22 protein-coding genes are annotated in these 24329 nt (G+C 45.2%); 15 read left to right on the top strand and 7 right to left on the bottom strand.

The window, feature by feature from the left end; genetic code table 11:
- Nucleotides 1-6 precede the first annotated feature (6 nt).
- From bamA to Xbed_RS10105, 13 genes are all read left to right on the top strand, one after another.
- Nucleotides 7-2400: an outer membrane protein assembly factor BamA gene (gene bamA / locus Xbed_RS10165; protein WP_086112816.1), complete on the top strand. Its 2394-nt coding sequence runs from the start codon at nucleotides 7-9 to the stop codon at nucleotides 2398-2400.
- A 152-nt stretch (nucleotides 2401-2552) separates the two neighbouring features.
- Nucleotides 2553-3050, top strand: a complete 498-nt coding sequence (gene skp, locus Xbed_RS10160) for a molecular chaperone Skp (protein ID WP_086112815.1) — start codon at nucleotides 2553-2555, stop codon at nucleotides 3048-3050.
- 4 nt (nucleotides 3051-3054) lie between these two features.
- Nucleotides 3055-4083, top strand: a complete 1029-nt coding sequence (gene lpxD, locus Xbed_RS10155) for a UDP-3-O-(3-hydroxymyristoyl)glucosamine N-acyltransferase (RefSeq protein ID WP_086112814.1) — start codon at nucleotides 3055-3057, stop codon at nucleotides 4081-4083.
- Between the two features lie 148 nt (nucleotides 4084-4231).
- Nucleotides 4232-4684 (top strand): 3-hydroxyacyl-ACP dehydratase FabZ, encoded by a 453-nt coding sequence (gene fabZ, locus Xbed_RS10150; protein ID WP_086112813.1) that lies wholly within the window; start codon nucleotides 4232-4234, stop codon nucleotides 4682-4684.
- 3 nt (nucleotides 4685-4687) lie between these two features.
- Nucleotides 4688-5485 (top strand): acyl-ACP--UDP-N-acetylglucosamine O-acyltransferase, encoded by a 798-nt coding sequence (gene lpxA, locus Xbed_RS10145; protein WP_086112812.1) that lies wholly within the window; start codon nucleotides 4688-4690, stop codon nucleotides 5483-5485.
- A 4-nt stretch (nucleotides 5486-5489) separates the two neighbouring features.
- Nucleotides 5490-6674: a lipid-A-disaccharide synthase gene (gene lpxB, locus Xbed_RS10140; protein ID WP_086112811.1), complete on the top strand. Its 1185-nt coding sequence runs from the start codon at nucleotides 5490-5492 to the stop codon at nucleotides 6672-6674.
- On the top strand, nucleotides 6674-7264 hold the full coding sequence (gene rnhB / locus Xbed_RS10135; protein WP_086112810.1) for a ribonuclease HII: 591 nt from the start codon (nucleotides 6674-6676) through the stop codon (nucleotides 7262-7264). Before lpxB ends, rnhB begins: the two co-directional genes overlap by 1 nt.
- A 28-nt stretch (nucleotides 7265-7292) precedes the next feature.
- A complete protein-coding gene (gene dnaE / locus Xbed_RS10130) occupies nucleotides 7293-10775 on the top strand; it encodes a DNA polymerase III subunit alpha (protein ID WP_086112809.1) in 3483 nt (1160 codons plus the stop codon).
- A 12-nt stretch (nucleotides 10776-10787) separates the two neighbouring features.
- The gene (accA, locus tag Xbed_RS10125) at nucleotides 10788-11747 is read left to right on the top strand and encodes an acetyl-CoA carboxylase carboxyl transferase subunit alpha (RefSeq protein ID WP_086112808.1); all 960 of its coding nucleotides are present in this window, start codon (nucleotides 10788-10790) and stop codon (nucleotides 11745-11747) included.
- Between the two features lie 299 nt (nucleotides 11748-12046).
- Nucleotides 12047-12964, top strand: coding sequence for a DMT family transporter (locus Xbed_RS10120; protein ID WP_086112807.1), 918 nt, complete (start codon nucleotides 12047-12049; stop codon nucleotides 12962-12964).
- Nucleotides 12965-12996: 32 nt separating this feature from the next.
- Nucleotides 12997-14343 (top strand): tRNA lysidine(34) synthetase TilS, encoded by a 1347-nt coding sequence (tilS, locus tag Xbed_RS10115; RefSeq protein WP_086112806.1) that lies wholly within the window; start codon nucleotides 12997-12999, stop codon nucleotides 14341-14343.
- Nucleotides 14344-14906: 563 nt separating this feature from the next.
- The gene (locus Xbed_RS10110; RefSeq protein ID WP_086112805.1) at nucleotides 14907-15380 is read left to right on the top strand and encodes a VapA/VapB family virulence-associated protein; all 474 of its coding nucleotides are present in this window, start codon (nucleotides 14907-14909) and stop codon (nucleotides 15378-15380) included.
- Nucleotides 15381-15549: 169 nt separating this feature from the next.
- On the top strand, nucleotides 15550-15987 hold the full coding sequence (locus Xbed_RS10105; protein WP_086112804.1) for a VapA/VapB family virulence-associated protein: 438 nt from the start codon (nucleotides 15550-15552) through the stop codon (nucleotides 15985-15987).
- Between the two features lie 191 nt (nucleotides 15988-16178).
- On the opposite strand, the gene rof is transcribed toward Xbed_RS10105, so the two are convergent.
- Entirely contained in the window at nucleotides 16179-16445 is a 267-nt protein-coding gene (gene rof, locus Xbed_RS10100; protein ID WP_086112803.1) for a Rho-binding antiterminator, read from the bottom strand.
- 255 nt (nucleotides 16446-16700) lie between these two features.
- Here rof and nlpE point away from each other — a divergent pair, with 255 nt between their 5' ends.
- Nucleotides 16701-17369 (top strand): envelope stress response activation lipoprotein NlpE, encoded by a 669-nt coding sequence (nlpE, locus tag Xbed_RS10095; protein ID WP_339373800.1) that lies wholly within the window; start codon nucleotides 16701-16703, stop codon nucleotides 17367-17369.
- Nucleotides 17370-17473: 104 nt separating this feature from the next.
- On the opposite strand, the gene proS is transcribed toward nlpE, so the two are convergent.
- From proS to metN, 6 genes are all read right to left on the bottom strand, one after another.
- Nucleotides 17474-19186: a proline--tRNA ligase gene (gene proS, locus Xbed_RS10090; RefSeq protein WP_086112802.1), complete on the bottom strand. Its 1713-nt coding sequence runs from the start codon at nucleotides 19184-19186 to the stop codon at nucleotides 17474-17476.
- Between the two features lie 116 nt (nucleotides 19187-19302).
- Nucleotides 19303-20010 (bottom strand): tRNA (N6-threonylcarbamoyladenosine(37)-N6)-methyltransferase TrmO, encoded by a 708-nt coding sequence (tsaA, locus tag Xbed_RS10085; RefSeq protein WP_086112801.1) that lies wholly within the window; start codon nucleotides 20008-20010, stop codon nucleotides 19303-19305.
- A 32-nt stretch (nucleotides 20011-20042) separates the two neighbouring features.
- On the bottom strand, nucleotides 20043-20438 hold the full coding sequence (rcsF, locus tag Xbed_RS10080; RefSeq protein WP_086112800.1) for an Rcs stress response system protein RcsF: 396 nt from the start codon (nucleotides 20436-20438) through the stop codon (nucleotides 20043-20045).
- 155 nt (nucleotides 20439-20593) lie between these two features.
- On the bottom strand, nucleotides 20594-21409 hold the full coding sequence (locus tag Xbed_RS10075) for a MetQ/NlpA family lipoprotein (RefSeq protein WP_086112799.1): 816 nt from the start codon (nucleotides 21407-21409) through the stop codon (nucleotides 20594-20596).
- A 126-nt stretch (nucleotides 21410-21535) separates the two neighbouring features.
- On the bottom strand, nucleotides 21536-22189 hold the full coding sequence (locus Xbed_RS10070) for a methionine ABC transporter permease MetI (RefSeq protein ID WP_086112798.1): 654 nt from the start codon (nucleotides 22187-22189) through the stop codon (nucleotides 21536-21538).
- A complete protein-coding gene (gene metN / locus Xbed_RS10065) occupies nucleotides 22182-23213 on the bottom strand; it encodes a methionine ABC transporter ATP-binding protein MetN (protein WP_086112797.1) in 1032 nt (343 codons plus the stop codon). Before metN ends, Xbed_RS10070 begins: the two co-directional genes overlap by 8 nt.
- Nucleotides 23214-23391: 178 nt before the next feature.
- Here metN and gmhB point away from each other — a divergent pair, with 178 nt between their 5' ends.
- Nucleotides 23392-23958: a D-glycero-beta-D-manno-heptose 1,7-bisphosphate 7-phosphatase gene (gene gmhB, locus Xbed_RS10060; RefSeq protein ID WP_086112796.1), complete on the top strand. Its 567-nt coding sequence runs from the start codon at nucleotides 23392-23394 to the stop codon at nucleotides 23956-23958.
- Nucleotides 23959-24329: the final 371 nt, after the last annotated feature.

The following is a 24329-nucleotide window of genomic DNA, read 5'->3' as shown; positions in this document are numbered from 1 at the left end:
ACAACGATGGCGATGAAAAAGTTGCTCATAGCGTCGCTGCTGCTCGGCAGCGCCACTGCATACGGTTCAGACGGATTCGTGGTTCAGGACATTCATTTTGAGGGTCTTCAACGTGTCACCGTTGGTGCAGCATTACTGAACATACCCGTTCGAGTGGGTGATACGGTTAGCGATGAAGATATCAGTCGCATGATCCGCGCACTGTTCGAAACGGGAAACTTTGAAGATGTTCGTGTCTTACGTGATGGCAATTCACTTGTCGTTCAGGTAAAAGAACGGCCAACTATCGCCAGCATCACTTTCTCCGGTAACAAGTCGGTGAAAGATGACATGCTTAAGCAGAATCTTGAGGCCTCGCATGTTCGTGTTGGTGAAGCCCTTGACCGCACGATGCTGTCCAATATCGAAAAAGGACTGGAAGATTTTTACTACAGTGTTGGTAAATACAGCGCGACAGTGAAAGCGGTTGTCACACCTCTGCCCCGCAACCGTGTTGACTTGAAACTTGTTTTTTCAGAAGGTGTTTCTGCCAAAATCCAGCAAATTAATATTGTTGGCAATAAAGCCTTCTCTACCAATGAGCTGCTCAATCATTTCCAGCTTAGGGACGACGTTCCTTGGTGGAACATGACGGCTGACCAGAAATATCAGAAACAGAAATTAGCGGGCGACCTTGAAAATCTGCGCAGCTTCTATCTTGATCGAGGCTATGCCCGTTTCAACATTGATTCAACTCAAGTTAATCTGACCCCCGATAAGAAAGACATCTACATTACCGTGAATATCACCGAAGGTGATCAATATAAAATAACGGATGTTGATTTAAACGGTAATTTGGCGGGTTATCAGTCACAAATACAGGAATTGACTAAGATCGAACCGGGGTCTCTGTATAACGGTGCCGAAGTGACCAAGATGGAAACCGCCATCAAAGATCTGCTGGGTCAACATGGTTATGCTTATCCTCGTGTAATGACTCAGCCTGAAATCAATGATGCGGATAAAACCGTTAAGCTGCATGTGAATGTCGATGCCGGCAACCGTTTCTATGTGCGCAAAATCCGCTTTACAGGTAATGACATCAGCAAAGACTCGGTGCTGCGTCGTGAAATGCGCCAGATGGAAGGGGCATGGTTAGGCAGTGATCAGGTTGAGAAGGGCAAAGAACGCCTGAATCGACTGGGTTATTTCGAATCTGTTGATGTAGAAACTGAACGTGTGCCGAATAGCCCGGATCAGGTTGATATCGTTTACAAGGTCAAAGAACGCAATACCGGCTCAATGAACTTTGGTGTTGGTTTTGGTACAGAAAGCGGCGTGAGTTTCCAAATCGGTCTCCAACAGGATAACTGGCTGGGAACGGGCAACTCGGTGGGGATCAACGCCAGCAAGAATGACTATTCAACATCGGCCGATTTATCGGTGACCAATCCTTACTTCACCATCAATGGGGTGAGTCTGGGCGGACGTGTGTTCTACAATAACTTCCGTGCTGATGATGCTGACCTTTCAAATTACACCAACAGAGCCTATGGTACTGAAGGTGTGCTCGGTTTCCCATTGAATGAAAATAACTCTCTGGCCTTGAGGCTGGGTTATATTCATAACTCCCTGTCTAACATGCGTCCACAAGAGGCGATGTGGCGCTATTTGGAGAAAATGGGTAAAAAACCGAACTTTAAAGACAAAGCGACATTCGATACCAATGACTTCTCCATGACATTGGGATGGACTTATAACAACCTTGACCGTGGTTTCTTCCCGACGTCGGGTTTAAGGTCGTCCCTGGATACGAAAGTGACGCTCCCTGGTTCTAATAACCAGTTCTATAAAGTCACCTGGAATTCCTCGGGTTATTACCCTCTTGACGATGATCGCGCATGGGTACTGATGGGACGTACCCGTCTGGGTTATGGTGGGGGTTTTGGCGGCAAAGAAATGCCATTCTATGAAAACTTCTATGCCGGCGGCCCTAGCAGCGTGCGTGGTTTCCGTTCGAATAATATCGGCCCGAAAGCGATTTATTTAGAGAAAGATAAGAAAGGTGAGCCTAATCCAGTGAAAGATAGCCCATCCCGTGATGCGGTGGGCGGTAACGCGGTGGCGGTTGCCAGTATTGAACTGATTACCCCAACGCCATTCCTGGATGCTAAATATTCCAATTCCGTTCGAACTTCGTTGTTTGTGGATGCGGGAACCGTTTGGGATACTAACTGGGCTAAGACTTACGCTGGGATGCCTGATTACAGTAAGCCAAACAATATCCGTATTTCGACGGGTATTGCTCTGCAATGGATGTCACCGTTAGGGCCATTGAGCTTCTCTTATGCGAAGCCAATCAAGGACTACGAAGGTGATAGATCTGAGCAGTTCCAGTTCAATATTGGCGGAACTTGGTAATAATTAATCTTTTTTGGTAAAAAATCGCTCTATTATTATATAGAGCGATATTTAGGGTCAGTCTCAGCGTTAAACTGGTATATAAAATAGCCAATTGGAATCAGCCCTAAATTTTCCAATCTGTAAAATAGCGTAGGTCAAAGGAGTTTATAGTGAAAAAAGTATTGTGTGCAGCAGGTTTGGGTATGGCATTAGCGTTCTCTGCGGGTGTTCAGGCGGCAGATAAAATTGCTTTAGTGAACGTTGCTGAAGTTTTTCAACAGTTACCAGCCCGTGAAGCTGTGGCAAAACAGTTGGATAACGAGTTTAAAGGTCGTGCAACTGAATTGCAGCGCATGGAATCAGATTTGCAGACTAAGCTCCAAAAATTGCAGCGTGATGGCTCAACCATGAAAGCCAGTGAGCGTGAAAAGTTAGAAAAAGATGTTGTGGCGAAACGCGATCAGTTTGCTCAGAAAGCACAAACTTTCGAAAATGATCACCGTAATCGCAACTTAGAAGAACGTAACAAAATTCTGGTCCGTATTCAGGATGCGGTCAAAGTTGTTGCAGGTAAAGAAGGTTACGATCTGGTTCTTGATGCGAATGCCGCCGTGTATTCTGCGTCTGGTAAAGATATCACCGCAGAAGTACTGAAACAGGTTAAATAAGTAGATGGTTTCAATTCGATTGGCTGATCTCGCTCAGCAGTTGAATGCGCAATTGCATGGTGATGGCGATATCGTCATCACCGGTATTGCACCGATGCATTCAGCAAATAGCGAACAAATTACATTTTTATCTGATAGCCGTTATACTGACAAGCTCGCTGAATGTCAGGCGGCGGCTGTCGTGCTACGTGAAGCCGACCTTCCTCACTGCAAGGTTGCTGCATTGGTTGTCAAAGATCCTTATCTTGCCTATGCTCGTATGGCTCAACTGATGGACACGACACCACAACCTGCGCAGGATATCCACCCGTCAGCGGTGGTTTCTCCCGATGCGCTTCTGGGCAAAAATGTGGCGGTTGGCGCAAATGCGGTTATCGAGTCGGGTGTTACACTGGGTGATAATGCCATTGTCGGTGCCGGTTGCTTTATTGGCAAAAATGCGCGAATTGGTGCAGGTACCCGTCTTTGGGCCAATGTATCGATATACCATAATGTTGAAATTGGTGAATCGTGCCTGATTCAATCAGGAACTGTTATAGGTTCCGATGGTTTTGGTTATGCTAACGAGCGTGGAAATTGGGTTAAAATCCCACAGTTAGGCACAGTAATCATTGGGAACCAAGTTGAAATCGGGGCGTGTACGACAATTGACCGTGGTGCGTTGGATAACACAGTCATTGGCAATGGTGTTATCATAGACAACCAATGCCAAATCGCCCACAACGTGACGATCGGCGACAACACCGCAGTGGCGGGGGGAGTCGTCATGGCAGGTAGCCTGAAAGTGGGTCGTTACTGTATGATCGGTGGCGCAAGCGTGATTAATGGGCACATAGATATCTGTGATAAAGTCACCGTGACGGGTATGAGCATGGTGGTGCGCCCAATCACAGAGTCTGGCGTATACTCGTCAGGTATCCCATTACAACCGAACAAAACTTGGCGTAAGACTGCCGCTTTAGTCATGGGCATCAATGAAATGAACAAGCGCTTGAAGTCAGTGGAACGCCAACTGAAAGGTGAAAACGAGTAATCATACTACGATTTTGATGAGACGTTTTAATCAGCATTTTTGGTTGTGTTTTTAATTTTTGCGGCCTGCCTGATAACTCTAAATTTGGAGTTAACGCAGGCCGTGTCGTTAATACAATGATTCTTATATAGACAGGAAGAGTATTTAGATGAGTAATAATCATACTCTGCAAATTGAAGAGATTTTAGATTTGCTGCCTCATCGTTATCCATTTTTGTTGGTAGACCGGGTTTTGGATTTTGAGGCAGGTAAATTTTTACGCGCAGTCAAAAATGTATCGTTTAATGAACCATTCTTTCAGGGGCACTTCCCAGGCAAGCCTATTTTTCCTGGTGTTCTGATCCTTGAAGCAATGGCTCAAGCCACCGGAATTCTGGCATTCAAAAGTGTAGGGTCACTTGCGCCAGGCGAATTGTATTACTTTGCAGCTATTGATGGAGCCAGATTCAAGCGCCCAGTCCTGCCAGGTGATCAATTGGTGTTGGAAGTCGAGTTTATTAAAGAACGTCGCGGTGTTGCTCGTTTCAGAGGTGTAGCGAAAGTCGATGGAGAATTGGCTTGCGAAGCGGAAATGATGTGTGCTCGCCGCCGTGAGGATTAGTCCATGATTGATCAGACCGCAGTTGTTCATCCTTCTTCAATTGTTGAAGAAGGTGCTGTTATTGGTGCCAATGTTCGCATTGGCCCATTTTGTTATATCGGTTCTCAGGTTGAGATTGGTGAAGGGACCGAGCTGAAATCTCATATTGTTGTTAATGGGATAACTAAGATCGGCCGTGATAACCAGATCTACCAGTTCGCCTCCATTGGTGAGGTCAATCAGGATCTTAAATATCAGGGTGAGCCGACTCGCGTTGAAATTGGTGATCGCAATCGCATTCGTGAAAGTGTTTCTATTCATCGTGGTACGGTTCAGGGCGGTGGTGTGACCAAAGTTGGCAGTGACAATTTGCTGATGATCAACGCCCATATCGCTCATGATTGTATTGTGGGTGATCGCTGCATCATCGCCAATAATGGCACATTGGGCGGGCATGTCATTCTGGGTGATTACGTGATTATTGGCGGAATGACGGCTGTGCATCAATTCTGTCAGATTGGTTCCCATGTTATGGTTGGCGGCTGTTCTGGCGTTGCTCAAGACATTCCTCCGTATGTTATTGCACAGGGAAACCATGCAACCCCTTTCGGGTTGAATATCGAGGGCTTGAAACGTCGTGGGTTTGACAAAGAATCGCTGCATGCGATCCGCAATGCCTATAAGGTGCTTTATCGCAGCGGAAAAACGTTGGAAGAAGCCAGACTCGAAATTGGCCTTCAAGCGGAAAATAACCCACATGTGAAATTATTCAGTGATTTTCTGGAAAATTCCGCAAAATCCAGCCGTGGCATCATTCGTTAAGTAGATGAAGGATACTCCTTTGACTACCTTTTCTTCTATTGATAATCAGCGCCCGCTGACAATTGGTTTGGTCGCCGGAGAAACATCCGGTGATATTCTTGGCGCCGGGCTGATCCGTGCACTGAAAGCAAAAATTCCGAATGCCCGTTTTGTGGGCGTTGCTGGCCCTCTCATGCAGGCGGAAGGTTGTGAAACCTGGTATGAGATGGAAGAGCTGGCAGTAATGGGCATCGTTGAAGTTCTGGGACGTTTGCCCCGTTTGCTGAAAATACGCAAAGATTTAACCGCGCGTTTTACTGCTTTGAAGCCGGATGTGTTTATTGGCATCGATGCCCCTGATTTTAACATTACCTTAGAAGGGCGGCTTAAGCAGCAGGGGATCAAGACGATCCATTACGTCAGCCCATCGGTATGGGCATGGCGCCATAAGCGGGTGTTTAAAATCGGTCGGTCAACGAATTTAGTCCTGGCATTTTTGCCATTCGAAAAAGCATTCTATGATCGGTTTAACGTCCCATGCCGGTTCATTGGGCACACGATGGCTGATGCCATGCCTCTGCAAACGGATAAAGCCGCCGCCAGAAAATGTCTGGATGTTCCATTGAATGTCCATTGTCTGGCCATGTTGCCCGGTAGCCGACATGCCGAAGTCGAAATGCTCAGTGCCGATTTCTTAAAAACCGTACAAGTATTGCGGCGTCAATTACCTGATCTGCACGTATTGGTTCCTTTGGTGAATGCCAAACGACGTGAGCAGTTTCAGCGCATAAAAGATGAAGTTGCGCCGGATTTGCCCATCCATTTATTGGATGGGAAAGCACGGGAAGCCATGATTGCCAGTGATGCGGCTTTGCTGGCATCCGGGACGGCGGCACTGGAGTGTATGTTGGCCAAATGCCCCATGGTGGTGGGTTACAGAATGAAGCCTTTTACATTCTGGCTGGCAAAACGCTTGGTGAAAACGCCGTATGTTTCCTTACCTAACTTGCTGGCAGGTAAAGAATTAGTCAAAGAGTTATTGCAGGATGAATGCGAACCACAAGCGCTGTCTAAGGCATTGTTGCCTCTGTTGCAAGGTGGTGCGGATGTGGAAGCGGTAAAACAAACGTTCCTGCATTTGCATGAAAGCATTCGCTGCGATGCCGATGAACAGGCGGCTCAAGCCGTTCTGGAATTAGCGAGAAGATAATGGATTTTGTTTATCCTCAGGCGAATTTAATTGCCGGTGTTGATGAAGTTGGGCGTGGCCCGCTGGTAGGTGCTGTCGTGACTGCGGCAGTGATCCTTGACCCGGCCAAGCCGATTACCGGCTTAATGGATTCGAAAAAACTCACGGAAAAACGCCGTGAGGCGCTGTATTTAGAGATTAAAGAAAAGGCTCTGTGTTGGAGTCTGGGGCGTGCAGAACCGGACGAAATCGATCAGCTCAATATCCTCCATGCCACCCTGCTTGCCATGCAGCGGGCCGTGGCGGGTCTGGCAATAGTACCGGATTATGTCCTGATTGATGGGAACCGTTGCCCGGCATTAGCGATGCCCGCGCAGGCGGTGGTCAAGGGGGATAGTCTGGTTGCCGAAATCAGTGCCGCCTCGATCCTTGCCAAAGTCACCCGTGACAGAGAAATGGTCGAACTGGATAAACAGTTCCCCGACTACGGCTTTGCGCAACATAAGGGTTATCCTACGGCTCTGCATCTGGAAAAACTGGCTTTGCTGGGCGCGACGGAACATCATCGTAAAAGTTTTGCGCCGGTTAAACGGGCGCTCGGTCTTGGATAAGAATCTGGGATAAGTATCTGGACAGATTATGACAGAACCACGTTTTGTGCACTTACGTGTTCACAGCGACTATTCAATGATTGATGGCCTGGCGAAGACCGGCCCATTGGTGAAAACAGTTGCCAAATTAGGTATGCCGGCTTTTGCCATCACGGATTTTACCAATTTGTGTGGATTGGTGAAATTCTACGGCAGTGCCCACGGTGCCGGGATTAAACCGATTATCGGGGCTGACTTTTATATGGAAAGTGAGCTGTTGGGGGATGAATATGCTCATTTGACGATCCTTGCCCGCAATAATGAAGGCTATCAAAACCTGACCTTGCTGATCTCTGAAGCCTACCAAAACGGCTATGGTGCGATTGGCCCGACCATCAAACGGGAATGGCTGGTAAAGCATAAAGCCGGATTGATCCTGTTGTCGGGAGGGCGCATGGGGGATGTGGGGAAATTCCTGCTGCGTGGCAATCGGGCGATGGTGGATCTGTGCCTTGATTTTTATCAGGAACATTTCCCGGATAGTTATTATCTTGAGTTAATCCGTACCGGGCGTCAGGATGAAGAAAATTATCTTCATGCGGCGGTCGAATTGGCGGCAGAAAGAAATGTGCCGGTTGTGGCGACCAATGACGTCTGTTTTCTGGAAAGTACAGATTTCGATGCCCATGAGATCCGGGTTGCCATTCATGACGGCTATACACTGGTTGATCCGAAACGCCCCAAAAATTACAGCCCTCAGCAATATCTGCGCAGTGAACAGGAGATGTGCGAGCTTTTCTCCGACATTCCGGAAGCGCTGCAAAATAGCGTAGAAATTGCTAAACGCTGTAATGTCACGATCCGCCTTGGTGAATATTTTCTTCCGCAGTTTCCGACCGGAGACATGAGCACCGCCGATTTCCTGGTTGAAAAATCCAGGCAAGGTCTGGAAGAACGCCTGGAATTTCTCTACCCCGACCCGGAAGTCAGGGCACAAAAACGCCTTGAATATGATGATCGTCTGGATATTGAGTTAAGCGTGATCAACCAGATGGGATTTCCCGGTTACTTCCTGATCGTGATGGAGTTTATCCAATGGTCGAAAGACAACGGTGTCCCCGTTGGACCGGGTCGCGGTTCGGGTGCCGGTTCCCTTGTCGCTTACGCCTTGAAAATTACCGATCTCGATCCGTTGGAATTCGACTTACTCTTCGAACGATTCCTTAACCCGGAACGTGTTTCCATGCCTGACTTCGATGTCGATTTCTGCATGGAAAAACGCGATCAGGTGATTGATCACGTTGCTGATATGTACGGCAGGGAAGCGGTATCGCAGATTATCACCTTCGGTACGATGGCGGCAAAAGCGGTGATTCGTGACGTCGGGCGCGTGCTTGGGCATCCATACGGGTTTGTCGATCGCATCTCAAAATTGGTGCCGCCTGACCCCGGTATGACACTGGAAAAAGCGTTCGTAGCGGAGCCTCAGTTGCCGGAGATCTACGAAGCGGATGAAGAAGTCAAGGCGCTGATAGACATGGCGCGCAAACTGGAAGGTGTCACCCGTAACGCAGGTAAACATGCGGGCGGAGTTGTCATTGCGCCGACCAAGATCACAGACTTTGCGCCGATTTACTGCGACCCCGAAGGGCAAAACCCGGTTACCCAGTTTGACAAGAACGACGTGGAATATGCCGGGCTGGTGAAGTTTGACTTCCTCGGCCTGAGAACTCTGACCATCATCAACTGGGCACTTGAGATGGTGAATGCGCGTCGTGCCAAGAAGGGGCTGGAGCCGATTGATATTACGGCTATTCCGCTGGACGATCAGAAAAGTTTCGATATGCTGCAACGCTCCGAAACCACAGCGGTGTTTCAGCTTGAATCCCGTGGCATGAAAGACCTCATCAAACGCCTGCGTCCCGACTGTTTTGAAGACATGATCGCACTGGTGGCGCTGTTCCGTCCGGGGCCATTGCAATCTGGCATGGTGGATAATTTTATCGACCGTAAACATGGGCGGGAAGAGATCTCTTACCCTGATGTTGAGTGGCAACATGAATCCTTGAAACCTGTATTGGAGCCGACATACGGCATCATCCTGTATCAGGAACAGGTGATGCAGATCGCTCAGGTATTGGCGGGGTATACCCTGGGCGGGGCAGATATGCTTCGCCGTGCCATGGGCAAGAAGAAGCCGGAGGAGATGGCTAAACAGCGCTCGGTGTTTGAAGAGGGAGCGATTAAACAGGGCGTTGATGGCGAACTCTCGATGAAAATCTTCGATTTGGTGGAGAAATTCGCGGGTTATGGCTTCAACAAATCTCACTCCGCCGCCTATGCCTTGGTTTCTTATCAGACGTTATGGCTGAAAGCCCATTATCCGGCAGAATTCATGGCCGCCGTGATGACGGCGGATATGGATAACACGGAAAAAGTCGTTGGGCTGGTGGATGAATGCTGGCGTATGGAACTTAAAGTCCTGCCGCCGGATATCAACAGTGGCTTGTATCACTTCCACGTCAACGATGAAGGTGAAATCGTGTATGGCATTGGGGCGATTAAGGGGGTCGGTGAAGGACCGATTGAGGCCATTATTGAAGCCCGGCAAAAAGGAGGGCATTTCAAGGAACTCTTTGACCTGTGCGCGCGTGTCGATACGAAAAAACTCAACCGTCGTGTGATGGAAAAGCTGATTATGTCCGGCGCATTTGACCGGTTGGGGCCACACCGTGCCGCGTTGATGTCTTCTCTGGAAGAGGCACTGAAAGCGGCAGATCAGCACGCCAAAGCGGAAGCTATTGGGCAAACGGATATGTTTGGGGTGTTGGCGGAAGAGCCTGAAGAGGTTGAGCGTTCATACGCCAGTACACCAAAATGGCCGGATCAAATCGTTTTGGATGGTGAGCGAGAAACACTGGGGCTGTATTTAACCGGCCACCCGATCACCCGTTATTTGAAAGAGATTGAACGATATACAAATGGGGTGCGTCTAAAAGATGTGAACCCGACACCTCGTGGTCAAGTAACGACTGTGGTAGGTTTGGTATTGGCATCCAAAGTATTGACGACTAAGCGGGGTAACCGGATTGGTCTGTGCACCTTGGATGATCGTTCAGGACGGCTGGAAACCATGCTGTTTTCTGATGCGTTGGAAAGATATCAGCATTTATTAGAGCAGGATAGAATTTTGATTGCGACCGGACAAGTCAGCTTTGATGACTTTAATGGCGGGCTTAAAATGACGGTTCGTGAGCTAATGGACATCAGTGAGGCCCGTGAAAAATTTGCACGCGGGCTTGCTATCTCGTTGTCAGACAGGCAAATTGATGAGCAATTATTGAACCGTCTTCGGGGGGCATTAGAGCCACATCGTTCAGGTACGATACCGGTTCATCTCTATTATCAGCGGGTAGATGCCCGTGCCCGTTTACGGTTCGGTGCAACATGGCGGGTAACGCCAACGGACACCCTTTTGACAGATCTGCGAACTCTGCTGGGTAACGAGCAGGTAGAATTAGAATTTGACTAAGATAGGAACGTTATGAGTCTGAATTTTCTGGATTTTGAACAGCCGATTGCCGAACTGGAAGCGAAAATTGATTCGCTCACCGCAGTTAGCCGTCAAGATGAAAAGCTCGATATAAATCTGGATGAAGAAGTCCAGCGTCTGCGGGAAAAAAGCCTAGAGCTGACTCGCAAGATTTTCTCTGATTTGGGGGCATGGCAAATATCTCAATTGTCACGTCATCCCCTGCGTCCCTATACGCTAGATTACATTAAACACATTTTTACTGATTTTGAAGAGTTGGCAGGTGATCGTGCCTATGCGGATGACAAGGCAATTGTCGGTGGATTGGCACGCATTGATGGCCGTCCGGTGATGATCATTGGTCATCAGAAAGGCCGGGAAACCAAAGAGAAAGTCCGGCGTAACTTTGGTATGCCATCACCGGAAGGGTATCGCAAGGCACTGAGATTGATGGAAATGGCAGAGCGTTTCGAATTGCCAATCATTACTTTCATTGATACTCCCGGTGCGTATCCTGGCGTGGGCGCAGAAGAGCGTGGGCAATCAGAGGCGATTGCCCGTAACCTGCGTGAGATGTCTCGCCTTTCCGTGCCCGTAATTTGTACGGTTATCGGTGAAGGAGGCTCTGGTGGTGCACTGGCACTCAGTGTGGGTGACAAAATAAACATGCTGCAATACAGTACGTTCTCCACTATTTCTCCTGAAGGCTGTGCTTCTATATTGTGGAAGAGTGCAGAAAAAGCGCCGCTGGCGGCTGCCGCGATGGGAAATACCGCTCCGCGCCTGAAAGAATTGAAATTGATTGATACGGTTATCCCAGAGCCATTGGGGGGTGCACATCGTAACTACGAAGAGGTTGCAGCGGTATTGAAAACCCAATTGTTGGCTGATCTCTCAGAGTTGAGTGAATTAAACAGTGAAGAATTAGTGAATCGTCGTTATGAACGTTTAATGCAATATGGTTACTGCTAAACGGTTACGGCTAAGTTGAGAAAGTAGGGTGTTGAAAGCCGTTTTTATCGATAATTATTTTCGGATAATTGCGGCTTTATTTTCAATACGTTTATTTTCAACACGTTTATTTTCAGCACCATGAATAACAGGTGGAAATGCTGGAGAGTGATAATTCTTCAGTTTTTCCGCCTGTTTTGTTGTTTGTGGCGGATGAAATCATCACGTTTTTGGTCTTCTGGTATTATCATTTCTGGTGATATTGGGATGGGTTTGGGAACCTCAGGCACGGAAATTAAAATCACAGGTTGAGTCTTTCTATGGCTAAATATAAATATATTATTTATGCGTTTTCTTGTGTATTTATCTGGAGTTTTATTCCTTCTATCGCCCGTTTTGGACAGAAAGAGATGGATCATTTCCAATATTTATTCTGGTCAAATGTCCTGTCTGTTGTGGCGGTATTTGTCGTTGCTCTGATGATGGGAAGAAACGGGAAACAACTGTTATGTATTCCTTTCCCGGTTATGCTTAAGGTATTGATCTTAGGCGCTCTGGACTGTTTCTTCTATCTGCTGCTTTACTATGGCTATTCCATTGAAAATGGGGTGGCTGTTTTGGTGATCCAATATAGCTGGCCGTTAATGATTATTGGATTATCGTTTTTCCTGTTCAAAGAAAGGCTCTCAATCCGGCAGATGATGGGTATCGCGATGGGATTTCTGGCGGTCGTGATGACCTTTACGAAAGGCAATATTACCGAGATTGCGGTAGAACACCCTCAGGCATTGTTTCTGGTATTTAGTGGCGCGTTCTGTTTTGCATTGATGTCTGTACTCTCAAGACAATTCGCGATTGATCCCTATATCAGTACGCTTTGGGTATTCATTTGTTCTACCTTAGTTTCCGCCGTATTTATGTTCGCTTTCAGCAGCATCAAATTACCTATTGGTGATGCTCTGATGCCAACATTGCTCAATGGCATCATACTGAATGGGGTTTCCTATATTATTTGGTTCAAGGCCATGAGTAGCCCTGATTCCCATAAAATAGCCTCAATCTTATTTTTATCACCCGTCTTGTCGATGGTATGGATTATTCTGTTCTTCGGTGATGCTTTTGTCCCTGCCTATGTGATGGGATTAGTGCTGGTTATCATCTCTGGATTACTTTGTCTCCGAGCCAAGAGCAAAGTTTCTGAAGAGAAAAAGTCGGTGGATGATTTGATTGAAGACTGAGCTGGCAAGAGTGAAGAAGGTTTGACCCCGTAATGATACATCATGATGAACCTCTGCTTACGATGTTGGCAGAGCAAATTGAACCGCATAAAAAGATTTTGCTTGGATTCAGTGGTGGATTGGATTCTTCCGTATTGTTACATTTGCTGGTTCGCCTGCGCGCTCAATATCAGCAATTGGGCTGTGAACTCATGGCCTTAAGGGCAATTCATATCCATCATGGTTTAAATTCAAAGGCTGATTTGTGGGTTGAACATTGTCGTCAGATTTGTGCTGACTGGCTGGTTGATTTCCGAACTGAGAACGTGAGTCTGGATACCCGGCAAAATGGCATTGAAGCTGCGGCCCGGGATGCCCGTTACCAATCTTTTCAACGCGAATTACAATCGGGTGAAATTCTGACAACGGCACAGCATCTTGATGATCAAGCAGAAACCTTTCTTCTGGCCTTGAAACGGGGGAGTGGACCGGCGGGGGTATCTTCCATGCCTGTCAGTATGCCCTTTGCCGGAACGACACTGATCCGCCCGCTATTAAATGTTAGCCGTGCAGTATTGGAAGCCTATGCTCAGGCGCAGGGGCTGAAATGGATTGAAGACGACAGCAATCAAGATGATCGCTATGACCGTAATTTTCTGCGTCTGCATATCATGCCATTACTCAATCAACGTTGGCCTCATTTCCCACAGGCGGTTTCCCGCAGTGCAGACCTGTGTGGGGAACAAGAAAGATTGCTGGATGAATTGTTGAGTGAATCACTGAACGCATTGACCACATCAGAGGGCGCGATTTCCATCCCGCCTTTGGAAAATTATTCTGAAGCCAAACGTAATGCGCTGTTGCGCCGATGGCTCAATCAGCACGGTGTAAAAATGCCGGCGCGAGAACAGCTCCAACGAATTTGGTCAGAAGTGGCGCTTGCCCGGCAAGATGCGGAGCCTTGTTTTCAGTTGGGGCCGTATCATATTCGTCGTTATCGGCAGCAACTTTGGCGGGTTCCTCAATATCAGCCTTTGGCGGGAATGGTTCTTGAATGGAATACTGAACAGGAACTGGCATTGCCGGATGGATTGGGAACGTTGACCCGTACTGAAGAAAGCGGCATTAAAGTGAGAACCCCGGATGACACTGAACCCGTGACAATTCGCTTTGGGATTCAGGGAAATATCAGGATTGTGGGACGGCAACATTCTCGCCACAGTAAAAAATTATGGCAGGAGCTGGGAGTTGCGCCTTGGCTGCGGGAGAGAACACCGTTACTCTATTATGGTGAAGAACTGATTGCGGCACTGGGCGTTTTTGTCACTAAAGAAGGAGCGTGTTTGGTTGATGACGCAGGGTTTACCGTTCACTGGAAGAAAAACCCGGTTCCAGATTAAACGTTCTGGCTACCATTGCATCAGCACAAGTATGGATTTGATGGATTGCATTAGAAATAATGCAATTCTTTTTAGCGGATGATCTTTGCATACGGTAGGTCGTTGAGGAAGAGACAGAAAAGATAATGTAAAACAATATTACTTTGTAATTTAATGAATTACTCTCTGTGATACTACGACAAAAAATATTGTTTCCGTAATTTATGATTTTTATTTGAAGTAATCACTAAATGTACTATATTTTAAAGTATCAACAAGATAAATAGAGTGATGGGCGTATAAAAAAGCCATTGAATATTCTCTTAATATTGCTTTGTGTCTTTTATCTGAGAGGGTTATAACTCATTTTAGGAAAATTTATTTCATATTGTTGGATTTATTCTTTATGTGTTATTTCTCTGATTTTTTAAATGAAATGGTTATATGAGGATTGGGGTTTTTATAAAAATTATTCAATATAAGTGAGTTGCGATACTCCACCTGTTACTTCATTGAATTTCATCATTATCTTAAAATCTAAGGTGTAAATAATAACTTATACCGATATTATAGAGGTTTATTCGATGAAAGTCCAAAATAGTTCAATTGATTCTGAACTTATCAATGTATTTAAAAACGATATAAATAGTAAATTTTTTCGGGATATGAAAGGAAAGAAAATCGATCCGGTACTTCTTGATGGGCCGGCTGAGAAAATTCTTCTTACAACTCAGAAAGAAAAAGTTGATGCGTCGGTGACCATGATTAGTGAGGTGATTTATTTTCGCCTGAATGTCACGGCTGAATCGACTGGCAGGACATTTAATGGGCAAGGGTGGAGTTTAAGTAGCGTTGGGGCAGGTAGATTTAGCGGAGGTCTCTATTCTGATGATCTTACTCTGCTTTACATAAAAGCGCATAAATTTTGGTTTTATGAATTCCTTACCCTGATATTTGTCACTTTTTATGATAAAGAATCTCAATATTTAGGTACATTTAGGGGAAATGGGCTTTCGACGGTTAATGGGGTTGGTTCTGGTGCTGGGATTTTTTATTGATTTTATATGGCTCTAATCAATTTTAAATTGTATCACGGCTGAAAATCTTTCTAACTAATATTGATGTGACTTAAAATATAAAGAAAGTGAGATATCTTTGGGTGAAACTTTTAACTAATCATAAGATTATGTTTTTTTAATAAGGTCATTATCATGAGTATTAAAACTAATGAAATTAAAACTTCAAATTGTGGAAGAAATTAATAATACAATGAAAGGAAGGTTAGAACAAAGTAAGATTGATGAAATATGCCAAGAGTTTATTTTATCTTATGAGCAAGGTTTTTATTCAGCCACGGTTGATATTACTAGTTATATACTTAAAAATTATGTTACTGTTACTTTAGATACGGGTCGGAAATATGAAGGTAATGGTGATGCGTTAGGGACCCCGGGGAAAGGGCATTATTGGGTAAAACTTTACACCAAGGATTATAAGCGATTATTAGATCAAACGACTTCTTATTGGTGTTCATCAAACCTAACGTTAGTGTCAGTATTATTTTTTGATCGGTATAATTCGTTGCTGGGAAGTTGCGTCGGCGCTGGAGTATCGTCAATCGTCTCGGCAAACACTGGGAAAGGTTTATGGGATAATATAGAATAAAAATCTTTGTATCTATTATAGCGATAATTTCAATGTGCTAGTTAATATGATAATAACTATGATAGTTGGTCAGTATGAAACCGCATTACCAAGCAAAAAGTCCTCGCATCAAACGAGGACTTTTATTGTTATGCAGTTGTGTCGCTTAGTTGTGTCGTTCGAATTTCACACATGTTATTGACTATTACATATCACAATGAAGAATGCTCGATAACAATTGTCCCAATTTCTGGATTGCTGAAACTGATAATGTAATCTAACCTTAATTCACGGGTCTCATCTTTCGATTTAATGAGAAGGTATTCCACTTTTTTTCTCAAAATCAATTCGTTAGCTTTTCCTTCAAATATCTCACCATCTCGCAATTGGATCTGCAAATGAAGCTGACGTTGACAAGCCAGTTCAAGGCTATCGTAATCGTCACAGTTAATTGGTTGATATTCAGTATCTATAGACATATTTGCTCACCACTATGTTAGTGGCGGTGATCGTGCCGCCCGTGATTGACTAAACCCAAACGCAAAAATGCTACTTACGACTATAGCACAGTAATCTCCCATAATTACTAAAATAAATCAGTGGAAATTGCGTTGAAATTGAGAGTAGAAGTCATAAAAATGGGTTATGCCTGCCTCTTTCAAGTTGCTACTCTGTTGACTGCGCTGCAACTCGAAATCCATTGTATATTTTATTGAATTTATTGGACCAAAATGATGATGAATAAAAAAATGTTGTTTGTACTGCTCGCCACGGGCGTGTTCACGATGGCAGGATGTCAGAATGACCCGGCATCGCAGGATAAACCTCTGCCAACTGAGCGCGTGTTTAATGGTGTTGTCCCTTGTGCGGATTGTGCGGGCATCGAAACGACCTTACAGCTTGCTAAGGATGGGACATATATATTGGAGCAGGTTTATCTAGAAGCTAAGAGTGAGGAGAATACTTTCTTCGAAACGGGGAATTGGGCAATAAAGGGTAAAAAAATAGTATTGAGTTATGGCGATGGTAAAAAATCTTATTATCAGATGAAAGGTGAAAATTTGGTTATGCTGGATATCAACGGCGAGCCAATTGAATCGAACTTTAATTATGAATTGGGTAAGGTAACCCCGAAAAATCTGGTAGGAGAATACCGCTATTTTGCTGATGCGGCACTCTTTACTGAATGTCGTACCGGAAAGCGTTATGATGCATCCGAAGATATTGATTTGGAACGTGGTTACAGTGCTACGGGCGTGGAAGGGGGAACGCCTGTTTATGTGGAAATGGAAGGTTACTACACACTTCGCCCTTCAATGGAAGATGGATTGTTTGACAATGCGGTGATGCGAACAGGCAAAATGCGTTTTGATAAGGCGGCTTCCTGTAATACTAAAAAGTAACGTATCAGAGGCACATAAAAAAACCTGCGCAATGAACACGCAGGTTTTTTCAATTTGGATTGATGCTTCCCCCGAGCCAATGCGCTCAAGCAAAATCAAGCCTGTTACATTTGCCCTTTCAGGTATGCAACAACATCTGCCAGTTTTAGCATCTGCTTATCACCGCTACGGCGGCATTTGTGTTCGATCTCATCGTTATCTAAATTGCGATCGCCGATAACCAGCGTGTGTGGTACACCGATCAGCTCCATATCAGCAAACATAACACCCGGGCGTTCTTTGCGATCATCAAAAATCACATCAATACCGCTGGCACGTAAGTCCGCATATAATTTTTCAGCGACTTCTTTCACGCGGTAAGATTTGTGCATATTCATTGGCAAAATAGCGACCTGGAATGGCGCAATCGCTTTCGGCCAGATAATGCCCCGGTCATCGTGATTTTGTTCGATGGCAGCAGCAACGATACGGGTGACACCAATACCGTAGCACCCCATAGACATAACCTGATTGTGCCCATCTTCGTTCTGTACTGTTGCTTTCAGGGCATCGGAGTACTTGGTGCCTAGCTGGAAGATATGACCCACTTCAATACCACGTTTAATTAATAGCGTACCTTTTCCGTCTGGGCTGGCGTCACCTTCAACAACGTTACGGATATCAGCCACTTCCGGCATGGGTAAGTCACGCTCCCAGTTAATGCCGAAGTAGTGTTTATCATCAATGTTGGCACCTGCGCCGAAATCACTCATGATGGATACACTACGATCAATGATAACAGGCATAGGCAGGTTTACAGGGCCTAAAGAACCAGGGCCTGCATTCACGATGGCCCGAATTTCTTCTTCAGTCGCGAAATTCAGTGGGCTAGCCACCAAAGGCAATTTTTCTGCTTTGATTTCATTGAGTTCATGATCACCACGTACCAGCAGGGCGATTAACGGATGCCCGCTTTCTTCTGCTGCATGAACGATCAGCGTTTTGACAGTTTTTTCAACGGGTAAGTTGAATTGCTCAACCAGTTCGGCAATGGTTTTGGCGTTGGGGGTATCGACCAGACGCATCTCTTCGGATGGAGCCGCACGTTCCTGAGATGGCATGACCGCTTCGGCCAACTCAATATTAGCGGCATAGTTAGATTCAGTTGAGAATACGATATCATCTTCACCACTGCTCGCCAGAACTTGGAATTCATGAGAGGCACTTCCACCAATTGATCCGGTATCTGCCAAAACAGCGCGGAAATCCAACCCAATACGGGTAAAGATTTTGCTGTAAGCCTCGTACATTTTATCGTAGGTTTCTTGCAGGGACTCTTGGCTGGTATGGAAAGAGTATGCATCTTTCATGATAAATTCGCGTGAGCGCATGACACCAAAGCGCGGACGAACTTCGTCACGGAATTTGGTCTGGATCTGGAACAGATTCAGCGGAAGCTGTTTATAGGAAGTCACTTCATTGCGAACCAGATCAGTGATCACCTCTTCATGGGTGGGTCCCAAAACGAAAGAGCGTTCACCCCGATCAACAATACGCAGTAATTCTGGGCCATATTGCTCCCAACGGCCACTTTCCTGCCACAAATCTGCTGGCTGAACTACCGGCATGGAAACCTCAATCGCTCCTGCATTGTTCATCTCTTCACGAACAATGTTTTCAACTTTTTTCAATACACGGATACCGGTCGGCATCCAGTTGTACAGACCTGAAGCGAGTTTACGGATCATTCCGGCACGAAGCATCAGTTTATGACTGATTACTTCTGCATCAGCAGGCGTCTCTTTTAAAGTAGAGAGCAGATATTGGCTAGTACGCATTTAGTAAGTTCCATTGGATAGCAAATTGCTTCTGGGCGGCCAGATATTGCCACCCAACCCAGAAAATAAAAATAAACCGCTAGTCTACCAGCGAGCTTGCAATGTCAAAAGGGGTTTTAGCGCTGTTCAATGGAAACCACTTCTGTCATGGCGCCATGAATCAACCAACGGACATTGAAATCCAAGATATGGGCGGCGTATATTCGGTTTTCCTGTTCTTTCCTGCGATAGGCAGGGCGGGGGTCTTGAGCCAATACCTGGCTGATGAAACGTCGCAAATGAGGATAGTTGGCTTGATGGGATAAAAGGTGGCACTCCGCTTGTGCTGAAAAGTTGATTTTCATATCGGCATCTGGTGCTGCCTGAGCAAATCCTGCTTTGGCCTCTGGCCGTGCCTCTGCAAAAGGCAGATAAGGTTTGATATCTATCACGGGTGTGCCATCCACTAAATCCAGGCTGCCAAGTTCCAGAATGACGCGGTTGCGGGTGTGTTGAATGCCTTTCAATTCCACCAATGACATGCCTATTGGATTCGGGCGGAAAGTGGAACGGGTGGCAAATACTCCCATTTTGGCATTGCCTCCTAAGCGGGGAGGGCGCACTAATGGATTCCAGCCCCCGTTCATGGTTTGGTGAAAAACGAAAATAATCCATAAGTGACTGAATTGCTCCAGCCCGCGTACTGCATCAACCTGATTATAGGGAGCAAGTAATTCCAACTGTCCCGTACCATCTTCCACCAAGCCCGGTTGACGGGGAATGGCAAACTTCTCTTTGTAAGGAGAATGAATGGTTCCTATTTGCGTAAAATGAAAATCTGCCATGAGTGTTTTTAATAATAATGATTCAGTAATAATTATTTGTTGGTTGTGAGCAGCGCTGAACCTTCACAAATGGCAATTTGGTAGCAACCTTGACCAGATAAAATCGCACATTGATGAAGTAAAACCGCGTTGGCGTTTAAAGAGCCTGCTTTTGCCAGCATATTTTGCCGTGCAGTTGCAATGTTGGCCGGCGGATCTTGTAGCGTACTGCGGCAGGATTCCCCGGCTACAATACCTAAATCTTTAAAGGGTAAACCTAACAGCTCATCTGTTTTGGTGTATAGGCGGACGTAAGATGGCGCTTTGTTTTTCTTGACTGACTGCTGTTTCAACTTCGCATCTGACGTACTGAATTTATCGAACTGGGTTGATAGTGAAGTACAGCCCGCCATAAAGAGCGCCATGAAACAGATAGGTAACACACGCATCGCGTTGAATCCTTATATTGATAGAGTCAGTGAGGAACAGGATGAATCTTGTTGCTTGAAATGACGATAAAATGATTTATTTCTTCTAATGAAAACGGGCAGGTATGAAAATACCCGCCCGATAATTTTAATCTTGCTTGACTGAATATGAAAGGTTACCAGCCTTTTATCGCACCGCCCTTGAAGACTTCATGTGCTTCTTTTTCTACTTCCGGAGATTGGTAGGCTTTCACAAATTTTTGCACATTTTCAGCATCTTTGTTGTCTTCACGACTGACGATAATATTGACGTAAGGTGAATCTTTATCTTCAATAAAAATCCCATCCTGCTCTGGAGTCAGACCAATCTGCCCTGCATAGGTGTTATTGATAATCGCTAAGGCAATCTTCTGATCATCCAGTGAACGTGGCAATTGAGGGGCTTCCAGTTGAATGATATCCAAGTGCTTAGGATTGCCGGTAATATCCAGAATGGTTGGCAGCAGACCCACCCCTTCTTTCAATGAGAGCAAACCCTGTTTTTGTAATAACAGCAGTGCGCGGCCTTGGTTGGTTGGATCGTTCGGTATGGCAATTTGAGAACCCTCCTGCAACTCATCCAGTGATTTGATTTTCTTAGAATAAGCCGCCATTGGGAAGATGAAAGAATTACCAACAATAGCCAGTTTGTAATTACGATCTTTTACTTGCTGATCTAAAAAAGGCTTATGCTGGAAGACATTCACATCAATATCTCCCTTGCTCAGTGACTCATTTGGCAGAACATAGTCATTAAATGTTGTCAGCTCAACATCAAGGCCATATTTCTCTTTAGCCACTTGTTTGGCAACTTCAGCCACTTTAAGCTCAGGCCCTGCAATAACGCCAACCTTAATATGGTTTGGATCGCGTTGCTCCTGACCGCAACCGGCAATAACTAATGTACCTAATAACGCTCCGATTGCTGCAATGGATTTCAATTTTACTGACATATTTTCACCCCTATTGAATACTGATTTATAACCTGTTTTATCAAGCTAGTACGTACTACTATAATGAGGCTTTTGAATATAAGCCTTGTCATTGGGAGCCGTTATTGACTCCCTTTTGAAAAAATCTTATTTGCGGTTAACGGCTTTCGCGAAATGGTCACCGCCTAACTGAATCAAGAACACTAAAACAACCAGTAACGCTAACACAGTATTCATCACGGTTGCATCATAGCCGATATAACCATATTGATAGCCAATCTGACCTAGTCCACCCGCACCCACTGCCCCGCCCATCGCGGAATAGCCGACTAACGTAATTAAGGTAATGGTGGCAGCATTGATTAAACTGGGTAATGCCTCCGGTAATAAGATCTTTTTAACGATCTGGAGCGGAGTTGCCCCCATTGCCCGTGCCGCTTCAATTAAACCGGTTGGAATTTCCAGTAACGCATTTTCCACCATGCGGGCAATAAAAGGTGCGGCCCCCACGGTCAGAGGAACAATCGCCGCCTGCAAACCAATTGATGTACCGACTATCAAACGGGTAAATGGGATCATCCATACCAACAGAATAATAAATGGTATCGAACGTGTAATATTTACCAATGCAGAAAGTAGGCGATAAAGCGTACCATTTTCAACAATCTGCCCAGGGCGGGTAACATATAAAAGTACACCTGCCGGCAACCCAATCACAAAGCCAAAAAAACCGGAAACGAAAGTCATTACGAGGGTTTCCCAGACTCCTTTAGCCAACAATAAAATCATTCCTTCAGACATAACCGAGAACCTCTACTTTCACATGATGCTCTTCTAAAAACGCGATTGTTGATTTGACGCTGTCGCTTTCTCCATCCAATTCGGCCAGCATGACGCCGAATTTAACACCTCCAGCATAATCCATTTGAGAGCTTAATATGCCGATATCGATATTAAAGCGCCTAACTGCCATGGAAATTAAAGGTGCATCAACAGATTTACCCGTGAACTCCAGTTTCAATAATGGGCTGCGATCAGGTGCAGATTCCGGTTGTAATTTCTGTAAGTAATCTTCCGGAATGTCCAAGTGCAGTGTAGATTTGATAAATTCTTGGGCAATTGGTGTCTTGGGATGTGAAAATATGGCGCTGACAACATCTTGCTCAATTAATTGACCCCCACTAATGACTGCAACTTGATCACAGATGCGCTTAACAACATCCATTTCATGAGTGATCAAAAGAATGGTTAAACCTAAACGGCGGTTAATGTCTTTTAATAGTTCCAGAATAGACCGGGTTGTTGCTGGATCTAATGCACTGGTGGCTTCATCACATAGCAGCACTTGCGGAGAATTCGCCAGTGCCCGGGCAATAGCAACACGCTGCTTCTGACCACCCGATAAATTGGCCGGATATGCATCATGCTTATCAGAAAGACCAACCAACTCCAGCAATTCGTTAACCTTAGTCTTTATTTCGGCTTTTGGCGTGTTATTCAACTCTAAAGGTAATGCAACATTGTCAAACACCGTTCTGGATGACAACAAATTAAAGTGTTGGAAAATCATGCCAATATGGCGACGTGCACGGGTTAATTCACGCTCAGAGAGCGAAGTCAGATCTTGCCCGGCAACTAATACCTGTCCCGAAGTTGGGCGCTCAAGCATATTCACACAGCGAATTAAGGTACTTTTTCCTGCACCGGAAGAACCGATGACACCGTATATTTGCCCCTGTGGGACATGTAAGTTGATATCCGAAAGCGCTTTGATTGAACGCGTTCCTTGTTGAAATATCTTATTTATCTGAGTCAGTCTTATCATTTTTTTTCTTATTAGAGTAAAGATGAATGACTTGAGAAGATTTCGACAAGCCATGAATTAAAGTGGATGTTAAGGCGTCTAGACGTCTAAGTCAACTAGGAATAAATTAAATGCTGCATTCTCATTCAGTAATAAATCATGCGATACTGTTTGCTTCGTTCATTCTTGGAGCAATCAGGTGACTCAAGGTATTCCCGCCGTATTTTTAGATCGTGACGGCACGATTAACATCGATCATGGCTATGTACATGAAATAGATAACTTTCAATTTATTGATGGTGCGATTGAAGCCATGCTTGAATTGAAAACAATGGGCTATGCACTGGTGTTGGTAACCAATCAGTCAGGTATTGCGCGTAAAATTTTTACAGAAGATCAATTCATGCAATTAACAGAATGGATGGATTGGTCATTGGCAGACCGGGGCGTTGATCTTGATGGCATCTATTATTGCCCTCATCATCCTGAAGGAAGCAATGAAGAATATAAGAAGAACTGCAATTGCCGTAAACCACAACCTGGTATGTTATTGGACGCACAGAAAGAACTAGATATCGATATGTCTGCTTCCTATATGGTAGGAGACAAAATAGAAGATATGTTGGCAGCGAATGCCGCTAATGTTGGAACCAAGATTCTCGTTCGTACAGGAAAACCTGTAACAGAAGCAGCAGAACAAGCGGCAGACTTAGTTGTTAACAGCCTGTCTGAGCTACCGAATGTGATAAAAAATAGGCAAAAATAGCCTTTTGGATCAAAATCTGACCACTCAAATCAGAAATCACAAAAAAGGCTTGCCTAAATCAGAAGGCTCCCTATAATGCGCATCCGTTGTCACGACAAACACACAAACTTGTCGGGATGACAAAGTGAAAAGCCTCGAAAAATAAGGCTTGACACTCTGAGAGGAAAGCGTAAGATACGCAGCCTCGCAACCCGGAACGAATGTCCGGTTGCCAATGCTCTTTAACAAATTAATCAGACAATCTGTGTGGGCACTCGCAAGACCCTATCTGACGCCGAAAGGCGAAAAAGATTAAACAAGTCTTGAAGAGTGACTAAAACAGTTAATTCATTACGAACTAACAGTAAACAATTCTTTGAGCATCAAACCTT

It is taken from the genome of Xenorhabdus beddingii, assembly GCF_002127545.1.
GTDB lineage: Bacteria > Pseudomonadota > Gammaproteobacteria > Enterobacterales > Enterobacteriaceae > Xenorhabdus > Xenorhabdus beddingii.
This window is presented reverse-complemented; position numbering and strand designations above follow the sequence as displayed.

Bases quoted from the DNA above. Each gene is read 5' to 3' on its own strand.
- bamA (WP_086112816.1), top strand. From the start codon at position 7: ATGGCGATGAAAAAGTTGCTCATAGCGTCGCTGCTGCTCGGCAGCGCC.
- lpxD (WP_086112814.1), top strand. From the start codon at position 3,055: ATGGTTTCAATTCGATTGGCTGATCTCGCTCAGCAGTTGAATGCGCAA.
- fabZ (WP_086112813.1), top strand. From the start codon at position 4,232: ATGAGTAATAATCATACTCTGCAAATTGAAGAGATTTTAGATTTGCTG.
- lpxA (WP_086112812.1), top strand. From the start codon at position 4,688: ATGATTGATCAGACCGCAGTTGTTCATCCTTCTTCAATTGTTGAAGAA.
- lpxB (WP_086112811.1), top strand. From the start codon at position 5,490: ATGAAGGATACTCCTTTGACTACCTTTTCTTCTATTGATAATCAGCGC.
- rnhB (WP_086112810.1), top strand. From the start codon at position 6,674: ATGGATTTTGTTTATCCTCAGGCGAATTTAATTGCCGGTGTTGATGAA.
- dnaE (WP_086112809.1), top strand. From the start codon at position 7,293: ATGACAGAACCACGTTTTGTGCACTTACGTGTTCACAGCGACTATTCA.
- accA (WP_086112808.1), top strand. From the start codon at position 10,788: ATGAGTCTGAATTTTCTGGATTTTGAACAGCCGATTGCCGAACTGGAA.
- Xbed_RS10120 (WP_086112807.1), top strand. From the start codon at position 12,047: ATGGCTAAATATAAATATATTATTTATGCGTTTTCTTGTGTATTTATC.
- tilS (WP_086112806.1), top strand. From the start codon at position 12,997: ATGATACATCATGATGAACCTCTGCTTACGATGTTGGCAGAGCAAATT.
- Xbed_RS10110 (WP_086112805.1), top strand. From the start codon at position 14,907: ATGAAAGTCCAAAATAGTTCAATTGATTCTGAACTTATCAATGTATTT.
- Xbed_RS10105 (WP_086112804.1), top strand. From the start codon at position 15,550: ATGAAATTAAAACTTCAAATTGTGGAAGAAATTAATAATACAATGAAA.
- rof (WP_086112803.1), bottom strand. From the start codon at position 16,445: ATGTCTATAGATACTGAATATCAACCAATTAACTGTGACGATTACGAT.
- nlpE (WP_339373800.1), top strand. From the start codon at position 16,701: ATGATGAATAAAAAAATGTTGTTTGTACTGCTCGCCACGGGCGTGTTC.
- proS (WP_086112802.1), bottom strand. From the start codon at position 19,186: ATGCGTACTAGCCAATATCTGCTCTCTACTTTAAAAGAGACGCCTGCT.
- tsaA (WP_086112801.1), bottom strand. From the start codon at position 20,010: ATGGCAGATTTTCATTTTACGCAAATAGGAACCATTCATTCTCCTTAC.
- rcsF (WP_086112800.1), bottom strand. From the start codon at position 20,438: ATGCGTGTGTTACCTATCTGTTTCATGGCGCTCTTTATGGCGGGCTGT.
- Xbed_RS10075 (WP_086112799.1), bottom strand. From the start codon at position 21,409: ATGTCAGTAAAATTGAAATCCATTGCAGCAATCGGAGCGTTATTAGGT.
- Xbed_RS10070 (WP_086112798.1), bottom strand. From the start codon at position 22,189: ATGTCTGAAGGAATGATTTTATTGTTGGCTAAAGGAGTCTGGGAAACC.
- metN (WP_086112797.1), bottom strand. From the start codon at position 23,213: ATGATAAGACTGACTCAGATAAATAAGATATTTCAACAAGGAACGCGT.